Raw genomic sequence first — 16,999 nt, 5'->3', positions numbered from 1 at the left:
GGTCGTCATGAACACGTTGGACATCACCAGAACCATCGATATCCATGCCCCGGCAAAGAAGGTGTGGGCGGCGCTCACCGACCCCGCGCTGATAACCCAATGGTTCGGTGACACAGCAGAATTCATCGCCGAGCCGGGCGCCAAGGGGGAGTTCGGCTGGGTCGATCACGGCGGTAGTTTCCGGATCCTCGTCGAACACGTCGAAGAGCCCACGACGCTGGTGTACCGCTGGGCCCGCGAATTCGACGTCGACCCCGTTGCCGGTAACTCCACGTTGGTTCGCTTCGATCTCGAGGAGATCGCCCAGGGCACCCGGCTCACGGTGATCGAGACCGGTTTCGAGGAGCTGGCCGACCCGCAGGGCGCTCACGACGGCAACGCCACGGGCTGGCGCAACGAGCTCGGTGAGCTCGTCGAGTTCCTGGAGTCGGCGGAGGCGGCACCGGCGTGACCGCAGTCTCCAAGCACGGTATCCCCGCGGTTTTCGGAATCCTCGCCGACGAGACCCGATGGCAGATCCTGACCGAACTCGGCGCCCAGGATCTGTCGGCGAGTGCACTGGCGGGCCGGCTGCCGGTCAGCCGGCAGGCGATTGCCAAGCACCTGACCGCTCTCGCTGACGCAGGTTTGGTCGAATCGCTGCGCGTCGGGCGTGAAATCCGCTATCGCGCGCTCGGCGGTCGGCTCAGCGCCCTGGCCGACGAGCTCGAAGCCGTCGGCCGGCGCTGGGATCGGCGCCTCGCCGCGATCAAGCGGATCGCCGAAGAAATCGATTGATCGCGGCGCGCGAGAGACAGATGATCGGCTCCTGCTGACGGTCTATTTCAACTTTCGCGTTTGTCGTCGCCGCCGGCGGGGAACACTGGAGAACTTACGAAGGGCAGGACGATGGCGACCACGCGCAGTTCACCACAGCGCTCCCGAGACGACCACCTGGGCCGCGAGGACGATGATGTCCGCGCAGCCATCAGGTTCGCCGTCGTGGCCTCGGTCGCCGGTGTCGGATTCCTCGTATTCGCCGCGATTTGGGTCAGCACCTGCAGCAGTACCGACATCGACACCGTCGCCTGTGGCGCGCCCCAACGCACTCTGCTCGGTCTCGGCGCGCCCGCGATCCTGCTCGGCGGCGGGGTATGGGCGTTCATCCGCACCTACCGGGTATGGCGCGAACAGCGCACCTGGTGGGGCTGGCAGGGAGCCGGCTGGTTCCTGATGACGTTGATGTTGCTTGCTCTGACTATCGGGTTCCCCACGCTCGCCGGACCTGCTCTCGGCTAGCTACTCCCGACCACGACCCGTGGACACCCCTAAGACGTGAATCAAGTCCCGCGACGGTGGCGCTTGCCCCACCGTCGCGGATGACACCGCGCCTCGCGCGCCACAAAGAGCCCAGTCGGAATATCCGACTGGGCTCTTTGTGTGCCCTCGACGTCCTCGCCGACGCACTGATGCCGTCGGCGGCGTCTGGCGTTGTCCAGCCACTGTTTTGCCGTGGCAATGATGTGGGTATGAAGCCTCGCACAATGACTTCACAGTTCAGTGCCGCACGCCGGCAGGTGACCGAGAGCGAGGACACCGAGCGTGTCGACCGCCACCGCGAACACCGGGACAGCCGTCGCGCTACCGCCAGGCATATCGGTCGGCTGACCGGACGTCAGCGGCATCACGCCCGACTTCACTCATACCGAGGGCACCGCCTTGGTTAGCCAGCCTGACCACTGGGGTAACCTCGGTCCGATATCGCCGGGAGGCATGCACATGTCCGACGCTCACCACACTGACCACGCCGATGCTCGCAGCCCGCGGGCGGTCGAAGTCAGGGTCTCCGCACAGCTGGAAAATCTTGCTGTCGTTCGCACGTTGATAGCCGCTGTCGCCACCTTCGAGGATCTCAATCTCGACGCCGTCGCCGACCTTCGGCTGGCCGTGGACGAGGCATGTACTCGCCTCATCCGGTCCTCATCGCCCGAGGCCACCTTGGTGCTCGTGATCGATCCGCGCGACAGCGAGGTCGTCATCGACGTCTCGACGACATCCGAGGCCGAGGACATCCTGACGCCGGGCAGCTTCAGCTGGCATGTGTTGACCTCCCTGACCGACGAAGTCCGCACCTTTCGGGACGGTGCAGAGCTCGACGGTGTTGGGCCTGTATTCGGGATCTCGATGACGACGAGACGAGTGAGTCCAGCCAGGTGACGCCACCTGCGTCCCGCGGATCGTCCTCACGATCGAGTTCTGAATACGCCGACGTGCCGGATCTTTTCCGGCAGTTGGCGACCCTCGAAGACGGTTCGGCGGCATTCCAACGCCAGCGCGACAGCATCGTCGAACGATGCCTGCCGCTGGCCGATCACATTGCCCGGCGTTTCGACGGCCGCGGCGAACCGCATGACGATCTGGTTCAGGTTGCCCGCGTCGGTCTTGTCAACGCGGTTATCCGGTTCAACGTCGACGCCGGTTCGGATTTCGTGTCGTTCGCCGTCCCCACGATCATGGGTGAGGTACGACGGCACTTCCGTGACAACAGCTGGTCGGTCAAAGTGCCGCGGCGGCTCAAGGAACTGCACCTGCAGCTCGGTGCGGCGACCGCCGAGCTGTCGCAACGTCTCGGCCGCGCACCGACACCGACCGAACTGGCTGAGCTGCTGGGGATGGACCGAGACGAAGTGGTCGAGGGCCTCGTCGCCGGCAGCTCGTACAACACCCTGTCGATCGACAGCGGTGGTGGCAGTGGAAACGAGGACGCCCCGGCCATCGCCGATACTCTGGGCGATGTCGACACCACCCTCGACCAGATCGAGAATCGCGAAGCCCTGCGTCCGCTGCTGGAATCGCTGCCGGACCGGGAGCGCGCCGTGGTGGTGCTGAGGTTCTTCGAGTCGCTGACCCAGACGCAGATCGCCGAACGGATCGGGGTCTCGCAGATGCACGTGTCCCGGCTGCTGGCGCGGGCGCTGGGCCGGTTGCGCGACCAGCTGGAGTGAGTCGGCCGGCTTTCCGACAGCCAAGCGGCCCATGGTATTCCGGCGTCAGACCACCGGTGTCAGTGGCCCGCCCATGATGTTGCCGACGATGCCGCGGATGATGCCGCTGCCGTCTTCGCTGCGTAGACCCTGATACCAGTCGGCTGTGGTGACCGGGTCTTTGGCGTGTGTCACGTCGCAGCGCTTACGGGCCCGCAGCACCAGCTCGCCCGCACGTTCCGTGCGCGCCCCCTGGTAGGCAGCCAGCGCCGCATGCACGTCGTCGGGGTGGTCTGTGAAGGCCCACTGCAGGGCGATGGCATCTTCCATCGCCGAGCACCCGCCCTGACCGATATCCGGGGTGGTGTTGTGCGCGGCGTCGCCGAGTACGGCGACCCGGCCCTTGGTCCAGGTGTGGAACGGATCCAGGTCGAGGATCTCCACCCGGTTGGTGGTCGTCGGGTCCAGTGTGTCGATCAGCTTCTGCACCCCGGGCGCCCAGCCGCCGAAGTGGCTGCGCAATACCTCACGGGCGCTTTCCTTTTCGTAAGGCGCTCCAGCAGGCTCCACGACGTCGAAGAAGAAATAGAACCGGCCGTCGGCTACCGGCATCACCGAAACCCGTTTCCCGTCACCGACATAAGTGGTCCATTCGGTCGCGGGCCCGATCTCCTCGTCGACCTCGACGAGGCCGTTGAAGTTGACGTAGCCGGCGTAGCGGCGGGTGACCGGCGCACCGAGGATGTACTCGCGGGTGATCGAAGCGGCCCCGTCGGCGCCGATGATCACGTCTGCGGTCGCCGTCGAGCCGTCGGTGAAAGTCGCAGTGGCCTGCTCGGCACCGTCGGTGACACTGACCATCTTCATACCGAAGTTGATGTCGGCCAGGCCATAGGCCTCCATCAGCATCGACTGTAGTTCGGCGCGGGCGATCGGGTACGGCCGCTGGCCGACCTCGTCGATGAGGGGTTGCATCGAGAACCGGCACATCGTCTCACCGGTGTGTCCGTCCACATAGCTCATCGAGTTGACGATGCCGCCGATGGCCGCGGTCTTCGCCTCCAGCCCAAGGTAATTCAGGCATTTGACGCCATTGGACCAGACGGAGATGGCGGCCCCGACCGGCTTGTTCTCCGTCACCCGCTCGTAGACCTCGGTCTCGAAGCCGATCTGGCGAAGGGCGATGGCTGCGCTCATACCGCCCATGCCGGCACCGATGATCATCGCCTTCAAGGGAACCTCAGCTTCCTTTGTAGGTTGAGTACGCGTAGGGGGACAAGAGCACGGGAACGTGATATTTACCTGCGGGGTCGGTGATGTCGAACGCGATCACAATTTCTGGATAGAAGCCGACGATGCCCTGGGCGACAAAGTAGGCCGCGGTGTCGAACGTGAGACGGTGCACGCCGGACAGCTCCTGGGAGGCGAGGCTGCCGATGCGGCCATCCTTGTCGGTGACAGCCTGGGTCAGCAGTGTGCCGGTGGTATCGGTCAGGGCGACCGGCACGCCGACCGCGGGCTGCCCGGTGACGGCGTCGAGGACATGCGTGCTCAGATGTGTCACGTACCGGATCCCTTCGGGGGGCTGGTCTCGGCGGGCGGATCGACGCCCACATCGGTGGGGGGTTCACTGAGTAGTCGTTCGAGCCGTAGCCGGTTGATCTTGGCCAGCTCGCTGCGCATCACGCGACGCTCGGTGTCCGGGTCGTTGTGTAGCCGGTCGGCGAGAATGTCGAGTAGCTCCTCGGCCGAGCGCCCGCTGGCGCACACCAGGTAGACATAGCCGAACTTCTGGTCGTACTCAAGGTTTTTCGCGGCCAGCTCGGCTTTGACGCTGTCGGCGGCGGTGGTGACGGCGGCCTGCTCGCGGGCCGAGGAGGCATTGTCGACCAGCGACACTGAAGCGCCGATGCGCGGGTGGCCGTCCAGCGCAGCGTCGATCTCGGCGTCGGGTAGCTCGGCGAGTACCCGATCGGCGCGGTCCAGCAGGGCGTCGACGTCGCGGAACGGGCCGCCGGCGAGCACCCGGCGCGCCCAGATCGGCGAGGAGCAGACACCGAACAGCAGGTTCATCCGCTGCCGGTCGGTCAGACGGGTGAAACCGTCCAGACCCAACGATCCCTGGATGGGCATCTACTGCAGTTCGTTGAGCCGGCTGAACCGGGCCGCGGCGATCGGATTGGCATCGGCCACCAGATCGTCGAATCGGTAGTTGGCGATCTTGGCGATCTCGATCAGCGCGAACGCCTTCTCGGCCGGTGTCGAATTGTCCATTCGCGACCAGCCATTCTTGAGCACCCGGTCGAAGTGTTCGGTCTCGCGCGCGCAGATCACCAACGGGAAGCCGAAGTGCTCGCGGTAGGCGTTGGCGAGCTCGACGACGTCGTTGTGGTCCTCCTCGGCCAGGTTGCTCAAGGCGACGTGGTCGACGGCCAGGGCGTGCCCGGTCTCGTCCTCGGCGCCCAGGTCGTGGAATCGGTTGATCAGCTCCAGCTGTTGCTCGGACGAGCCGGTCAGTACCGCGTCCTGGAACGCCTCGCGCAGTGCCTGGGTATCGGAGTACGGACGTTGTTCGAAGGCCCGCTCGACTGCCCACGGAATGTCCTGCACCACATGCCCGAATACCTCGGTGAAGCGTTCCTTGGTCATCGAGTTCACCTCGTCGAGCGTAATGGTGCCCCCGCCCGCGACCCTAGGTCCCTTGCTGATGCCGAGGTGGAAGAACAGCACGTTGAGCAGGATCGCGGCGATGCCGCCGATGCTGATCCCACTGCCGAACAGCAGGTCGACACCGGTCGGCATGGACTTGGCGACGTCGGGATAGGCGGTGACCCACAGGGCCAGCGCCAGGCTGGTGGTGACGATGATCAGGTTGCGGTGGTCGGTGAAGTCCACCTTGCCCAGCGTCTGGATGCCGACGGCGGCGACCGTCGCGAACAGCGTCAGCGACGCACCGCCCAGTACCGGGTTGGGCACCGACGACACGACGGCCGCCACCTTGGGCAGGAAGCCCAGGACGATCATGATGACGCCGGCCGCGGCCACCACCCAGCGGCTCTTCACGCCGGTCAGTCGCACCAGGCCGACGTTCTCCGAGAACGCCGTGTAGGGGAACGAGTTGAAGACGCCGCCGATGACGGTGGCCAGGCCGTCGGCGCGCAGCACATTGCCGATGTCGGAGGCTTTGATGCGCTTGCCGACGATCTCGCCGGTCGCCATGGTGCTGCCGGTGGATTCGACCGCGGTGATCAACAAGATGATGATCATCGTGATGCAGGCGACGAAGTCGAACTTGGGGAAGCCGAACACGAAGGGCTGGGTGAAGCCGATCGCGGCAGCGTCGCCGACCTTGTCGAAGGTCATGTCACCGAGCGCGAAGGCGACGGCACATCCGATCACCAGGCCCAGCAGTACCGCGATGGTGGCGATGAAGCCGCGGAAGAATCGCTGGATCCCGACGATGATGGCGATGGTGCCCAATGCGTAGAGCAGCCAGCGGATGTTCGTCGGATCATGTTCTCCCGTATGGGGATTGGTGACGGCGTCACCCGCACCCACCGGGACCAGGCACAAGCCGATGATCGTGATCAGGGTGCCCGTGACCACCGGCGGGAAGAACCGCAGCAGTTTGACGAAGATCGGCGCGATCAGGAAGGTGAAGACGCCAGCGACGATCACCGCACCGTAGACGTACAGCAGGCTGGACGCGCCGCCGCCATGGGCCAGTCCGATCGCGATGATCGGCGAGACTCCGGCGAAGGTGACGCCCTGAAGCAGGGGGAGTCGGACACCGATCTTCCAGATCCCCACCGCCTGGATGATCGACGCGATGCCACAGGTGAACAGGTCGGCCGTGATCAGCTTGACCAGATCTTCCTGAGGGAGCTTGATCGCGCCGGCGATGATGATCGGCACCAGGACCGCGCCGGCGTAGAACGCCACCACGTGCTGGAACCCGTAGAGGGCGAGTTTGGGGGCGGGCAGCACCTCGTCAACCGGATGCACACGCTTCTTCTGGGGTGTGGATGGCGGGGCCGACATCAGTAAAGAATCGACCAGGTTCACACTGTTCGCATGTCGAAACCGGGCGAGACTGTCGGCGTGCTGTTGGCCGCGGGCGCCGGTACTCGCTATGGCATGCCGAAAGTGCTTGTCGGAGAACGGGAGTGGCTGCGGCTCGCGGTCGCTGCGCTCGTCGAGGGCGGTTGTGACGATGTCGTGGTGGTGCTGGGCGCTGCCGTGGTGGACGTGCCCGCACCCGCGCGCGCGGTGATCGCGCGGCGGTGGTCGGACGGGATGAGTGCTTCGCTGCGGGCCGGACTCGCCGCGGCGGCCGGGGCGCAGCGGGTGGTGTTGCATCTGGTGGACACCCCCGATGTCGGCGCCGACGTCGTGCGCCGGGTGCTGGCGGCGGTGGATCGCAGCCCGTCGGGGCTGGTTCGGACGACCTATGACGGAACGCCGGGACACCCGGTGGTGATCGACGCGCAGCACTGGCCGGAGCTGGTGGGATCGCTATCCGGCGATCAGGGCGCCCGCCGGTTCCTCTCGGCCCACTCCGCGGACGTCGTCGTCGTCGAATGCGGTGATCTGGCCACCGGCACAGACCGGGACTTCCCGCCCGAAGGCTGAGGGAACGCTCGGCAATCTCAGTGAAAGGCGTACCCACCGTCGGGAAAGACGGTGGATCCGGTCGTGACGCGGCTGGTCAACAGGTAGGCCACGGTATGTGCGATGTCGTCCTCGGTGGCCAGCCGCCCGACCGCGGAGGCGGCGCGATAGGCCGCGAACGCGGCCTCACGGACGGCAGGGTCGCGCTGATTCCAGAGGTGGCCGTCGACGGTTCCCGGGGCGATGGCGTTGACCGTGATCGGCGCGAGTTCGACTGCAAGTCCGCGGGCCAGCCCCTCGATGGCGGCGTTGGCCGCACTGTAGGCGGGGGCCATCGCCGCCGGACGTGCGCCGGCCGCGCCTGACATCAGCACCACGGCGGCGTCGGGAGCCAGCTTCGGAAGCGCCGACTTGACCACCCGGTACTGGCCCCAGAATTTGGAGTCGAAGGCGGAGGCCGCCTGGGCGACGGTCAGCTCGGACATCGGTCCGGTGACGTAATCGGCGGCGGTGGTGAACAGGCCGTGGACGGTGTCGGTTCCGCCGAAGAACTCGTCGACCGAAAGCTGATCCGTGGTGTCGACGCGATGCCAGCCGGCCCGTGGGCCGAGCGCGTGTGCGGCGTCGGCGAGACGGTCGGCCGAGCGCCCGCCCAGGACGACGCTGCCGCCACCGGCGATCACCCGTCGGGCGGTCGCCAGACCGATACCCGATCCACCGCCGATCAGGACGATGTTGCGGTCGGCGAATACTTCGTCAGCTGTCGGGGCCGGCATTCGAAAACCGTAGCCGGACCAGCTCGGTTCCTCGGATACCCGCGCGGTCAATCTGGTTCGGGGCCTGCGTATTCCGTGCCATTCATCGTGCGCAAAACCATCTCCCCGGCCCGAGCCAGGTATGCACCCGAGTCAGGTGTGCACCGTGATCCCGAGAACAGCCGAGGCCCACCGGCGCACGGTGTCCTCCGACATTGCCGCGGCGTCCTGGAATCCTGGCCGCGCCCGGCTGTGCAGGTACGCCGTGACCGGATCCAGGGTCACCTCGGCGAGTAGTTCACCGGTGGTGGGTTCGCAGACGGCCCACGTGTAGCGGGTGTCGTCGGCCCAGCCGTCCTCGGCGTCATGCACGTAGTCGAGGTCGACTTCTCCGAGGTCGGCCAGCGCGGGTCGGTCATCGACGCGATCGTCGTAGCGCAGCGCACGCAGGTACCACTGACCGTTGTTGATCTCGACGGGCTCCATGTCGCCGGCGGCGCTAGTCCTTGATCTCGGCGACGACGGTCCCCTGGGTGACGGCCGCACCGGCCTCCACCGCCAGACCCGTGATGGTGCCGTCCTTGTGCGCGGTCACCGGGTTCTCCATCTTCATGGCCTCGAGCACGACGATCAGATCGCCAGTGGCCACGACCTGGCCCTCTTCGACGGCCACCTTGACCACGGTGCCCTGCATCGGAGCGGTCACGGCGTCGCCGGACGCGGCGGCACCGGCATGGGCACCACGCTTGCGCGGCTTGGGCTTCTTCCGGATGACTCCGGACGGTGCTGCTGCGCCGCCACCGACGGCGAGGTCACCGGGCAGCGACACCTCGAGACGGCGTCCGCCGACCTCGACGACGACGGTCTGGCGGGGTGGCTGATCATCTTCGGCCTCGACGGCACTACCGCCGGTGAACGGCTCGACTGTGTTGTCCCACTCCGTCTCGATCCAGCGGGTGTGCACGGTGAAGCCGTTGTCATCGCCGATGAAGGCGGGGTCCGACACCACTGCGCGGTGGAACGGGATGACGGTGGCCAGGCCTTCGACGTTGAATTCGGCGAGCGCACGGCGGGACCGAGCCAACGCCTCCTCGCGGGTGGCGCCGACGACGATCAGCTTGGCGAGCATCGAGTCGAACTGACCGCCGATGACGGAACCGGTTTCGACACCGGAATCCAGCCGCACACCGGGGCCGGTCGGCGGCTCGAACTTGGTGACGGGGCCGGGTGCGGGCAGGAACCCGCGGCCGGCGTCCTCGCCGTTGATACGGAACTCGAACGCGTGGCCGCGCGGCGTCGGATCCTCGGTGATGTCGAGCGCCTCGCCGTTGGCGATCTTGAACTGCTGCAGCACCAGGTCGATACCCGCGGTCTCCTCGGTGACCGGATGCTCGACCTGCAGGCGGGTGTTGACCTCGAGGAAGGAGATCAAACCGTCCTGTCCGACGAGATACTCGACAGTGCCCGCGCCGTAGTAGCCGGCTTCTTTGCAGATGCGCTTGGCCGACTCGTGGATCTCTTTGCGCTGGGCCTCGGTGAGGAACGGAGCAGGGGCTTCCTCCACGAGTTTCTGGAAGCGACGCTGCAGCGAGCAGTCCCTGGTACCGGCCACCACGACGTTGCCGTGGGTGTCGGCGATGACCTGGGCCTCGACGTGCCGCGGCTTGTCCAGATAGCGCTCGACGAAGCACTCACCGCGACCGAATGCCGAGACGGCCTCACGGGTGGCGGAGTCGAAGAGCTCGGGGATCTCCTCCATGGTGCGCGCGACTTTCATACCGCGCCCGCCACCACCGAAGGCCGCCTTGATGGCGATGGGCAGGCCGTGCTCCTTGGCGAAGGCGATGATCTCGTCGGCGTCCTTGACCGGGTCCGGGGTCCCGGGGACCAGCGGTGCCTGCGCGCGGGCGGCGATGTGGCGGGCGGTGACCTTGTCGCCGAGGTCGCGGATGGACTGTGGGCTGGGCCCGATCCAGATCAGCCCGGCGTCGAGGACAGCCTGGGCGAAATCAGCATTCTCGGAAAGGAACCCGTAGCCGGGGTGAACCGCGTTGGCGCCGGACTTGGCGGCAGCCTCCAGGATCTTGTCGAACACCAGGTAGGACTCGGCCGAGGTCTGGCCGCCGAGGGCGAACGCCTCATCGGCCAACCGCACGTGGGGGGCGTCAGCGTCGGGTTCGGCGTACACCGCCACGCTGGCCAGGCCGGCATCCTTGGCCGCGCGGATGACCCGAACCGCGATCTCGCCGCGGTTGGCAACGAGAACCTTGGAGATGCTCGAGCTGGCATGACTAGGCACTGCGCCTCCTGATGGAATGTCTCTAAGAAATTACTTTAAGAATCTTCGTTGGGCAGTTTAAGCGCCACGCCTTCCGGGGGAGCCAGGCGGTCTCGGTTACTGCTCGGTAGGGAGGGCTAGGGGTCCCGCAGCCGCCGCTTGATGCGCGCCAGCATCGCCGACATTCCACGCAGTCGCAGCGGGCTGATCAGCGCCGCAAGGCCGAGAGCGGAGTAGAAGTCGTCCGGCACGGCCAGAATGTCGGCGGCGGACTGACCGTCGAGACCGGCCGCCAAAATCGAGGCGAAGCCGCGTGTCGTGGGTGCCTCGGCGGGTGCGCTGAAGTACAGCCGGACGGATCCTCGATCGCTCGCGTCGACATGGAGGAACAATGGCGACTGGCATTCCGGGACCGGCTCCATCGAGGCTTCTTCGAGCTCGGCGGGCAGCTCGGGGAGCTCACCGGCGAATTCGAGCAGCAGCTGAAGTTTGTCCTGGCCCTGCATCTCGGCGAATTCGGCGACCACCTCGGAAAGAGCTGCCGGCAGACGGCTGGTCTCGGTCATCAGGTGGGCGCGTCTCCTGGTGCTTCACCCGTAGCGATGGGGACCCGCACGGTGTTGCCCCACTCGGTCCAGGAACCGTCGTAGTTGCGCACGCCCGGCACGCCGAGCAGGTGTGTCAGGACGAACCAGGTGTGGCTGGACCGCTCGCCGATGCGACAGTAGGCAATCACGGGCTTGTCCGGGGCGGCCGTGACGAACTCGTAGACCGCGTCGAGTTCGGCGCGGCTGCGGAACCGGCCGCTGTCCTCGGCAGCCTTGGCCCACGGCACCGATATCGCTGACGGGATGTGGCCGCCCCGCAGCGCGCCTTCCTCGGGGTAATCCGGCATGTGGGTGCGCTCGCCGGTGTACTCCAGTGGCGAGCGGACGTCGATCAAGGTCTGGGTTCCCAGCGTCGAGAGGACATCGTCCTTGAACGCCCGGATGGGGGAGTCGTTGCGCTCGACCACCGGATAGCCGGTGGAGGTGCGGGTGGGGACATCCAATGTGGTGTCGCGGTGATCGGAGATCCACAGGTCACGTCCGCCGTTGAGCAGGCGGACGTCGTCGTGCCCGAACAGCGTGAAGACCCAGAGCGCGTAGGCCGCCCACCAGTTGCTCTTGTCGCCGTAGATGACGATCGTGTCGCTACGCGAGATGCCCTTGCGGTCCATCAGGGCGGCGAACTGTTCGCCGTTGATGTAGTCCCGCACCTCGGGATCGTTGAGATCGGTATGCCAGTCGATCTTCACTGCGCCCGGGATATGGCCGACGTCGTAGAGCAGCACATCCTCGTTGGACTCGACGATGGCCAGGCCCTTCGTGCCCAGATGGGCGGATAACCAGTCGGCGGTCACCAGACGTTCAGGGTGGGCGTAGTCCGCCAGTGCGGGGCTCGGATCTGCAGGTATCGGCACGAAAGTGAGCCTACCGGTGTGGAGCGGGGAAGCCGGTGGTCCCGACTCCGGTTTGGCCGGATTGGCTGCGGGAATCGCCGGATCAGGTAGCTTTACCGACCCGATTTGTCGCCCACAGGTCCGTTATCGACACTCCCACGGCTGCCAGAAGCGAACGTGTCAGGGGCAGGCTGAGTCCGATGACATTGGCCGGATCGCCTTCGATTCGGTCGATGAACCAGCCGCCGAGACCATCGAGGGTGAACGCTCCCGCGACGCCGAGAGGTTCGCCGCTGTCGATGTAGGCGGTGAGGTCTTCGGCTGTCGGCGTTCCGAAATGCACTGTGGTTAGAGCGGCTGCCGATTTCTGCGTGACGATCGCGGCCTCGCGCAGGCGCAGCAGGCAATGTCCGGAGTAGAGCTGGCCGGAACGGCCTGCCATGGAATGCCACTGAGCCTTGGCTGCCGTCGCGGTGCCCGGTTTCCCATGCAGCTCACTGTCGCGGAAAAGCATCGAATCACAGCCCACCACAACGCAATCCGCCGCGACGTCCGTCGGCAACCGACTGGCGACGTCGCGAGCCTTGGCGACGGCCAGCGCGGTGACGATCGTGTCGGGAGCCGCCCCTGCCTGCGCGGAGATGATCGCGTCCTCGTCGACGGCGGAGACGACGACGAGCGGTTCGACACCGGCACCGCGCAGCACTCTGAGCCGCCCGCTGGACGCCGAAGCCAGGACCAGCCTGGTCATCGGCGCATGTGGGTCCGTTCGAGCAGGGTGACGTGCTGCCAACTGGTCAGGCCGTAGCGCAGCTTGTCGACGGGATGGCCCCACGGGTTGAGTTCCTGCGGGCCTGGCTCGGCTGCGCCGCCACCGGCGGCGCTGAGAACGGCGACCAGTGCGGCCACCTCCTCGTCGGACGGCTGGCCCTTGAGGACGTGGATCTCCGGTGCCGACGTCGGTGCCGGCACGTCGATCGTCATCTCGCGCGGGTCGCTGACCTCGGTGATGTCGGCATCGTGGTTCATTCGGCAGTCCTTAACAGGTTGTCGCGGGGCACAGCTCGATCAGAGCGGGATGTTCCCATGCTTCTTGGGGGGGATCTGGCTGATCTTGCGCTCCAGCAGTCGCAGCGACGTCGCGATGTAACCGCGGGTGTGCGAGGGCGGGATGACGGCATCGACGTAGCCACGCTCGGCGGCCACGTAGGGATTGACCAACGTGTCCTCGTAGTCCTGCTGCAGTTCGAGGCGCAGCGCGTCGACGTCCTCGCCGTTGTTCGCCGCTTCCTTGAGCTGGCCGCGGTAGACGAAGCCGACGGCGCCCGAGGCGCCCATCACCGCGATCTGGGCGGTGGGCCAGGCAAGGTTGACGTCACACCCCATGTCCTTGGAGCCCATCACGCAGTAGGCGCCGCCATAGGACTTGCGGGTGATGACGGTGATCTTCGCGACCGTGGCCTCGCCGTAGGCGTACAGCAGCTTGGCGCCGCGTCGGATGATGCCGTTGTACTCCTGGTCGGTGCCGGGCAGGAAGCCGGGAACGTCGACCAGCATGACGATCGGGATGTTGAAGCAGTCGCAGGTGCGGACGAACCGGGCGGCCTTCTCCGAGGCGTTGATGTCCAGGCAGCCGGCGAACTGGGTGGGCTGGTTGGCGACGATGCCGACTGGCCGGCCCTCGATCCGCCCGAACCCGACCAGGATGTTCGTGGCGTAACCCTGCTGGACTTCGAGGAATTCGTCATCGTCGAGGATCCGGGTGATCACCTCGTGCATGTCGTATGGCTGGTTCGGTGAATCCGGGATCAGTGTGTCGAGCTCGAGGTCTTCTTCGGTCAGGTTGTCCTCAATCGCGCCCGGGTGTGGCGGGGCCGGGTAGCGCGGTGGCTCAGCGGCGCTGTTGGGCGGCAGGAAGGACAGCAGGTCACGGACGTAGTCGAAGGCGTCCTGTTCGCCGGAGGCCACGTAGTGCGCGGTGCCGGATTTCGCCATGTGGGTGTGGGCGCCGCCCAGCTCCTCCATGGTGACGTTCTCGCCGGTGACGGTCTTGATGACATCCGGGCCGGTGATGAACATCTGGCTGGTCTGGTCGACCATGATCACGAAGTCCGTCAGCGCGGGGGAGTAGACGTGGCCGCCGGCCGCGGCACCCATGATCAGCGAGATCTGCGGGATGACACCCGAGGCCAGGATGTTGTTGCGGAAGATCTTGCTGTACAGGCCGAGTGAGACCACGCCCTCCTGGATGCGGGCGCCGGCGCCGTCGTTGATGCCGATCAGCGGGCGTCCGGTCTTGATGGCCAGTTCCTGCACCTTGACGATCTTCTCGCCGTAGACCTCACCGAGGCTGCCGCCGAACACCGTGGCGTCCTGGCTGAAGATGCAGACGTCGCGGCCGTCGATGGTGCCGTAACCGGTCACCACGCCGTCGCCGACGGGGCGGTTGGCCTCCAGCCCGAAGTTGGTGCTGCGGTGCTTGGCCAGCGCGTCGAGTTCGACGAAGGATCCCTCGTCGAGAAGTGCGTAGATGCGTTCGCGGGCGGTCAGTTTCCCCTTGGCGTGCACCTTCTCCACGGCGGCCTCGCCGACCGGGTGCAACGTGTCCTCGGTCCGCCGCCGCAAGTCGGCGAGCTTGCCGGCGGTGGTGTGGATGTCGACGTCGTTCGCCGCGGAAGGTTCGGTGACACTGGTCATGGTGTCGATGGTATCGGGCGTGTGGTGCCGTTTTCTTAGCGGTTACTTAATTGCCGTCCGTGGCGCCGGATGAAGGCGCGACGGCGGAGTGCAGAGCGTTTGCTGACGCCATCGGGGAAACGGCCGGGTCCGGCTGAACTGGGCCGGGTGAGGGCTAGGGGAACTCGGTGTCGCCGAGCATCTCGGTGGCGAGTCGTGGCCACGTGAAGGCCGGTCGCAGCAGCGACCGCAGTGTCGGGACCGCGGTCATCCCGTCGTGCATGGTCAGTCGCGGCAGCATGAACGGATCGATGGCATGGCCGACTCGCCCGTTGGTGAAGGAATAGCCAGCCTCGAACCCCGCTTCGCGGGCTGCTGTCCGCACCCGCAGGGTGTGGCACCCACCCGGGTAGACGACGTCGGTGACGGCTTTTCCCGTCCAGTCTTCGAGGCGCCGCCTGCTGCGGCGGATCTCGGTGTCCAACTCTTGGTCATCAAGTCCAGTGAGGTTGCAGTGAGTTTCGGTGTGTACTGCTAACTCCGCCCCGGCGGCGACCGCATCGTCGAGTTCCTGCCGGGTCATCGTTCGCCGGCTACCCGGCCACCACTGCGGTTCGACCCCGAGTCGATCGGTTACCACCGCCAGCGTCCATGGCAGGCGACGGTCGGTGAGCTCGGAGATGGCGAGTTGATGAACGCCGATGATGGCGTCGTCGAACATGACTGTCGCCAATCCCCTCAGTGAACGGCCGTCGCGGTGCCGTCGGGTGATTTCACTCAGAGGCACGATCGCGAACCGCAGGCGCGACAACAGATCAAGATGGAGTCGAAAGTGGTTGAGCGACACCGCATACTGAAAGGGCTCGTGCCCATTGGGCAGGATGTCGTGGTAGGCGAGTACGACTGCCCCGGGAGGGCTGAGGATCACCGACGAGCCGCCGTGGTGATGTCAGCGAACAGTGCGGTCAACATGGCGGCGCTGTGCTGGATGTCGAAGTGTTCGGCGATATGCGCGTGTGCCGCGCGGCCCATGTCACGCCGCTTGGCGGGGTTGTCGAGGAGCATTCTGAGGGCGGCCAGGATGTTCGCCTGATCGAGATGGTCGACCAGGATTCCCGTGCGGCCGTCGACCACCATGTCCGGTATCGCACCGGTTCGTGAGGCGATGACCGGAAGGCCCGCGGCGCCGGCCTCAAGGATGACATTCGGTGATTGGTCGATTGCCGACGGAAAGCACATCATGTCGGCGCCCGCGAGAAGATCCCAGAGCCGGTCATCGCCGGAACTCAGGTCGTTGACGACGGTGACCGCCGGGTGCGTTCCGACCGCATCTCTGGTGATGAGCAGCAGGTCGCATCTGTCGGCCAAATACCGCTGATGAAGATCCAGCAGGGTATTCCCGCCCTTGGGCTCCATCTGGGCGCCAACGAAGACGATCGTCGGACGCCGATCGGCCGGCGGTTCTGGTAGCCGGCGCGAGCCATCCAGGAATGGCGACCAGATCCCCATCGGCTGGGTTATCACCTTCTCGGGCGCCAAGTGGTAAGCGGGACCCGTCAATGACGTTGTGACTCGATCGGCGTTGGAGACCACCATTCTTGCGGCTTCGAGAACACGGCGTTCGAACGGCAACGAGGCCCGGACCGCCCATGGCGTGAACCTGGTCGCGGTGCGGTAAGAGAGCGAGTAGGCATTCAGCTCGTTGGTGCTATCGGTGGTGACGACGGTAGGTACCTGCTGAAGCAACCGATGGGAGCCAAGCATGCAGTTTTGTGTGTAGACGTGCATGACGTCGATGTCGCCCTGGAGTAGCCGGTCCGCCACCCGTTGACGTAGCGCACAGGAGTGCAGCAACTGGCTTCGCAACGGTTGCAGGTCGACATCCCAACGGCCAAGCACGGGCACCGGTTTGCGCAGGACCTTTGCGATGAGCTGAGGCTCGTTGGCGTCGATGAACTCAACGTCAATATCGTTACGCTGCGCAAATGCTCGACGGAGCGAATGATGAACGGTGGCATGGCCGCCGATGTTCTCGTTAATGAACAGTGCGCGCACGACCGTTCCTCTCCCGATTCCCCGGGGGGCATCGCAATGCTGGCAAATGTGATGCGCTCTGGATGCGATGCGTGCACACGTGTGCCAACTATACCTTCAGAACGTTGCTGACTGCTAACCGCCGCCGCGAGGACGAACTCCTCGAGGCGGCCCGGCGCGGCCGTTTCGATGCTCCTACTTGATGCGTTCACGGTGCCGCTCGGCAATGGATGCACCGGCC

The 16,999-nt window shown here is 65.9% G+C and carries 21 protein-coding genes; 6 read left to right on the top strand and 15 right to left on the bottom strand.

Annotated elements, in window-relative coordinates; genetic code table 11:
* Window positions 1–7: 7 nt before the first annotated feature.
* From H7J73_RS14445 to H7J73_RS14435, 3 genes are all read left to right on the top strand, one after another.
* The gene (locus H7J73_RS14445; RefSeq protein ID WP_264068134.1) at window positions 8–451 is read left to right on the top strand and encodes an SRPBCC domain-containing protein; all 444 of its coding nucleotides are present in this window, start codon (window positions 8–10) and stop codon (window positions 449–451) included.
* A complete protein-coding gene (locus H7J73_RS14440; RefSeq protein ID WP_264068133.1) occupies window positions 448–777 on the top strand; it encodes an ArsR/SmtB family transcription factor in 330 nt (109 codons plus the stop codon). The genes H7J73_RS14445 and H7J73_RS14440 overlap by 4 nt, the downstream gene beginning before the upstream one ends.
* A gap of 111 nt (window positions 778–888) precedes the next feature.
* Window positions 889–1,278, top strand: coding sequence for a hypothetical protein (locus H7J73_RS14435; protein ID WP_264068132.1), 390 nt, complete (start codon window positions 889–891; stop codon window positions 1,276–1,278).
* A 251-nt stretch (window positions 1,279–1,529) separates the two neighbouring features.
* On the opposite strand, the gene H7J73_RS14430 is transcribed toward H7J73_RS14435, so the two are convergent.
* Complete coding sequence (locus tag H7J73_RS14430; RefSeq protein WP_264068131.1) at window positions 1,530–1,679, bottom strand: hypothetical protein; 150 nt, start codon at window positions 1,677–1,679, stop codon at window positions 1,530–1,532.
* A gap of 79 nt (window positions 1,680–1,758) precedes the next feature.
* Between H7J73_RS14430 and H7J73_RS14425 the strand changes: the two genes are divergently transcribed.
* Together H7J73_RS14425 and H7J73_RS14420 are read left to right on the top strand one after the other, a co-directional pair.
* Entirely contained in the window at window positions 1,759–2,196 is a 438-nt protein-coding gene (locus tag H7J73_RS14425; protein WP_264068129.1) for an ATP-binding protein, read from the top strand.
* On the top strand, window positions 2,193–2,984 hold the full coding sequence (locus H7J73_RS14420; RefSeq protein ID WP_264068128.1) for an RNA polymerase sigma factor SigF: 792 nt from the start codon (window positions 2,193–2,195) through the stop codon (window positions 2,982–2,984). The genes H7J73_RS14425 and H7J73_RS14420 overlap by 4 nt, the downstream gene beginning before the upstream one ends.
* A gap of 45 nt (window positions 2,985–3,029) precedes the next feature.
* Here the strand turns inward: H7J73_RS14420 and hpxO are convergent, their stop codons facing one another.
* Genes hpxO through H7J73_RS14400 form a run of 4 tightly spaced genes read right to left on the bottom strand, consistent with a single transcriptional unit; the run spans window position 3,030 to window position 7,004 of the window.
* On the bottom strand, window positions 3,030–4,196 hold the full coding sequence (hpxO, locus tag H7J73_RS14415) for an FAD-dependent urate hydroxylase HpxO (RefSeq protein ID WP_264068127.1): 1,167 nt from the start codon (window positions 4,194–4,196) through the stop codon (window positions 3,030–3,032).
* A gap of 7 nt (window positions 4,197–4,203) precedes the next feature.
* Window positions 4,204–4,527, bottom strand: a complete 324-nt coding sequence (gene uraH / locus H7J73_RS14410) for a hydroxyisourate hydrolase (RefSeq protein ID WP_264068125.1) — start codon at window positions 4,525–4,527, stop codon at window positions 4,204–4,206.
* Window positions 4,524–5,096 carry a 2-oxo-4-hydroxy-4-carboxy-5-ureidoimidazoline decarboxylase gene (gene uraD / locus H7J73_RS14405; protein ID WP_264068124.1) on the bottom strand — a complete coding sequence of 191 codons (573 nt, stop codon included), beginning with the start codon at window positions 5,094–5,096 and terminating at the stop codon, window positions 4,524–4,526. The genes uraH and uraD overlap by 4 nt, the downstream gene beginning before the upstream one ends.
* Window positions 5,097–7,004 carry a PbuX/PucJ/PucK family nucleobase permease gene (locus H7J73_RS14400; RefSeq protein ID WP_264068123.1) on the bottom strand — a complete coding sequence of 636 codons (1,908 nt, stop codon included), beginning with the start codon at window positions 7,002–7,004 and terminating at the stop codon, window positions 5,097–5,099.
* Between the two features lie 33 nt (window positions 7,005–7,037).
* Between H7J73_RS14400 and H7J73_RS14395 the strand changes: the two genes are divergently transcribed.
* Window positions 7,038–7,595: a nucleotidyltransferase family protein gene (locus tag H7J73_RS14395; RefSeq protein WP_264068121.1), complete on the top strand. Its 558-nt coding sequence runs from the start codon at window positions 7,038–7,040 to the stop codon at window positions 7,593–7,595.
* Between the two features lie 17 nt (window positions 7,596–7,612).
* Here H7J73_RS14395 and H7J73_RS14390 read toward each other — a convergent pair whose 3' ends face one another.
* From H7J73_RS14390 to H7J73_RS14345, 10 genes are all read right to left on the bottom strand, one after another.
* The gene (locus H7J73_RS14390) at window positions 7,613–8,350 is read right to left on the bottom strand and encodes an SDR family oxidoreductase (RefSeq protein WP_264068120.1); all 738 of its coding nucleotides are present in this window, start codon (window positions 8,348–8,350) and stop codon (window positions 7,613–7,615) included.
* A 132-nt stretch (window positions 8,351–8,482) separates the two neighbouring features.
* Complete coding sequence (locus tag H7J73_RS14385; RefSeq protein ID WP_264068119.1) at window positions 8,483–8,815, bottom strand: hypothetical protein; 333 nt, start codon at window positions 8,813–8,815, stop codon at window positions 8,483–8,485.
* Window positions 8,816–8,828: 13 nt separating this feature from the next.
* A complete protein-coding gene (locus H7J73_RS14380) occupies window positions 8,829–10,628 on the bottom strand; it encodes an acetyl/propionyl/methylcrotonyl-CoA carboxylase subunit alpha (RefSeq protein WP_264068118.1) in 1,800 nt (599 codons plus the stop codon).
* A gap of 116 nt (window positions 10,629–10,744) precedes the next feature.
* Complete coding sequence (locus tag H7J73_RS14375; protein WP_264068116.1) at window positions 10,745–11,173, bottom strand: SufE family protein; 429 nt, start codon at window positions 11,171–11,173, stop codon at window positions 10,745–10,747.
* On the bottom strand, window positions 11,173–12,069 hold the full coding sequence (locus H7J73_RS14370; RefSeq protein ID WP_264068115.1) for a sulfurtransferase: 897 nt from the start codon (window positions 12,067–12,069) through the stop codon (window positions 11,173–11,175). Before H7J73_RS14370 ends, H7J73_RS14375 begins: the two co-directional genes overlap by 1 nt.
* An 82-nt stretch (window positions 12,070–12,151) precedes the next feature.
* Window positions 12,152–12,799 (bottom strand): Maf family protein, encoded by a 648-nt coding sequence (locus H7J73_RS14365; protein WP_264068114.1) that lies wholly within the window; start codon window positions 12,797–12,799, stop codon window positions 12,152–12,154.
* Entirely contained in the window at window positions 12,796–13,077 is a 282-nt protein-coding gene (locus H7J73_RS14360; RefSeq protein WP_264068113.1) for an acyl-CoA carboxylase epsilon subunit, read from the bottom strand. The genes H7J73_RS14365 and H7J73_RS14360 overlap by 4 nt, the downstream gene beginning before the upstream one ends.
* A 39-nt stretch (window positions 13,078–13,116) precedes the next feature.
* The gene (locus H7J73_RS14355; RefSeq protein ID WP_264068111.1) at window positions 13,117–14,745 is read right to left on the bottom strand and encodes an acyl-CoA carboxylase subunit beta; all 1,629 of its coding nucleotides are present in this window, start codon (window positions 14,743–14,745) and stop codon (window positions 13,117–13,119) included.
* A 154-nt stretch (window positions 14,746–14,899) separates the two neighbouring features.
* Window positions 14,900–15,652: a polysaccharide deacetylase family protein gene (locus H7J73_RS14350; protein WP_264068109.1), complete on the bottom strand. Its 753-nt coding sequence runs from the start codon at window positions 15,650–15,652 to the stop codon at window positions 14,900–14,902.
* Window positions 15,649–16,779: a glycosyltransferase family 4 protein gene (locus tag H7J73_RS14345; protein ID WP_264068108.1), complete on the bottom strand. Its 1,131-nt coding sequence runs from the start codon at window positions 16,777–16,779 to the stop codon at window positions 15,649–15,651. Before H7J73_RS14345 ends, H7J73_RS14350 begins: the two co-directional genes overlap by 4 nt.
* Between the last annotated feature and the right edge of the window lie 220 nt (window positions 16,780–16,999).

The sequence above is a fragment of the Mycolicibacterium komossense genome (assembly GCF_025822605.1).
Taxonomy (GTDB): domain Bacteria; phylum Actinomycetota; class Actinomycetes; order Mycobacteriales; family Mycobacteriaceae; genus Mycobacterium; species Mycobacterium komossense.
This window is presented reverse-complemented; position numbering and strand designations above follow the sequence as displayed.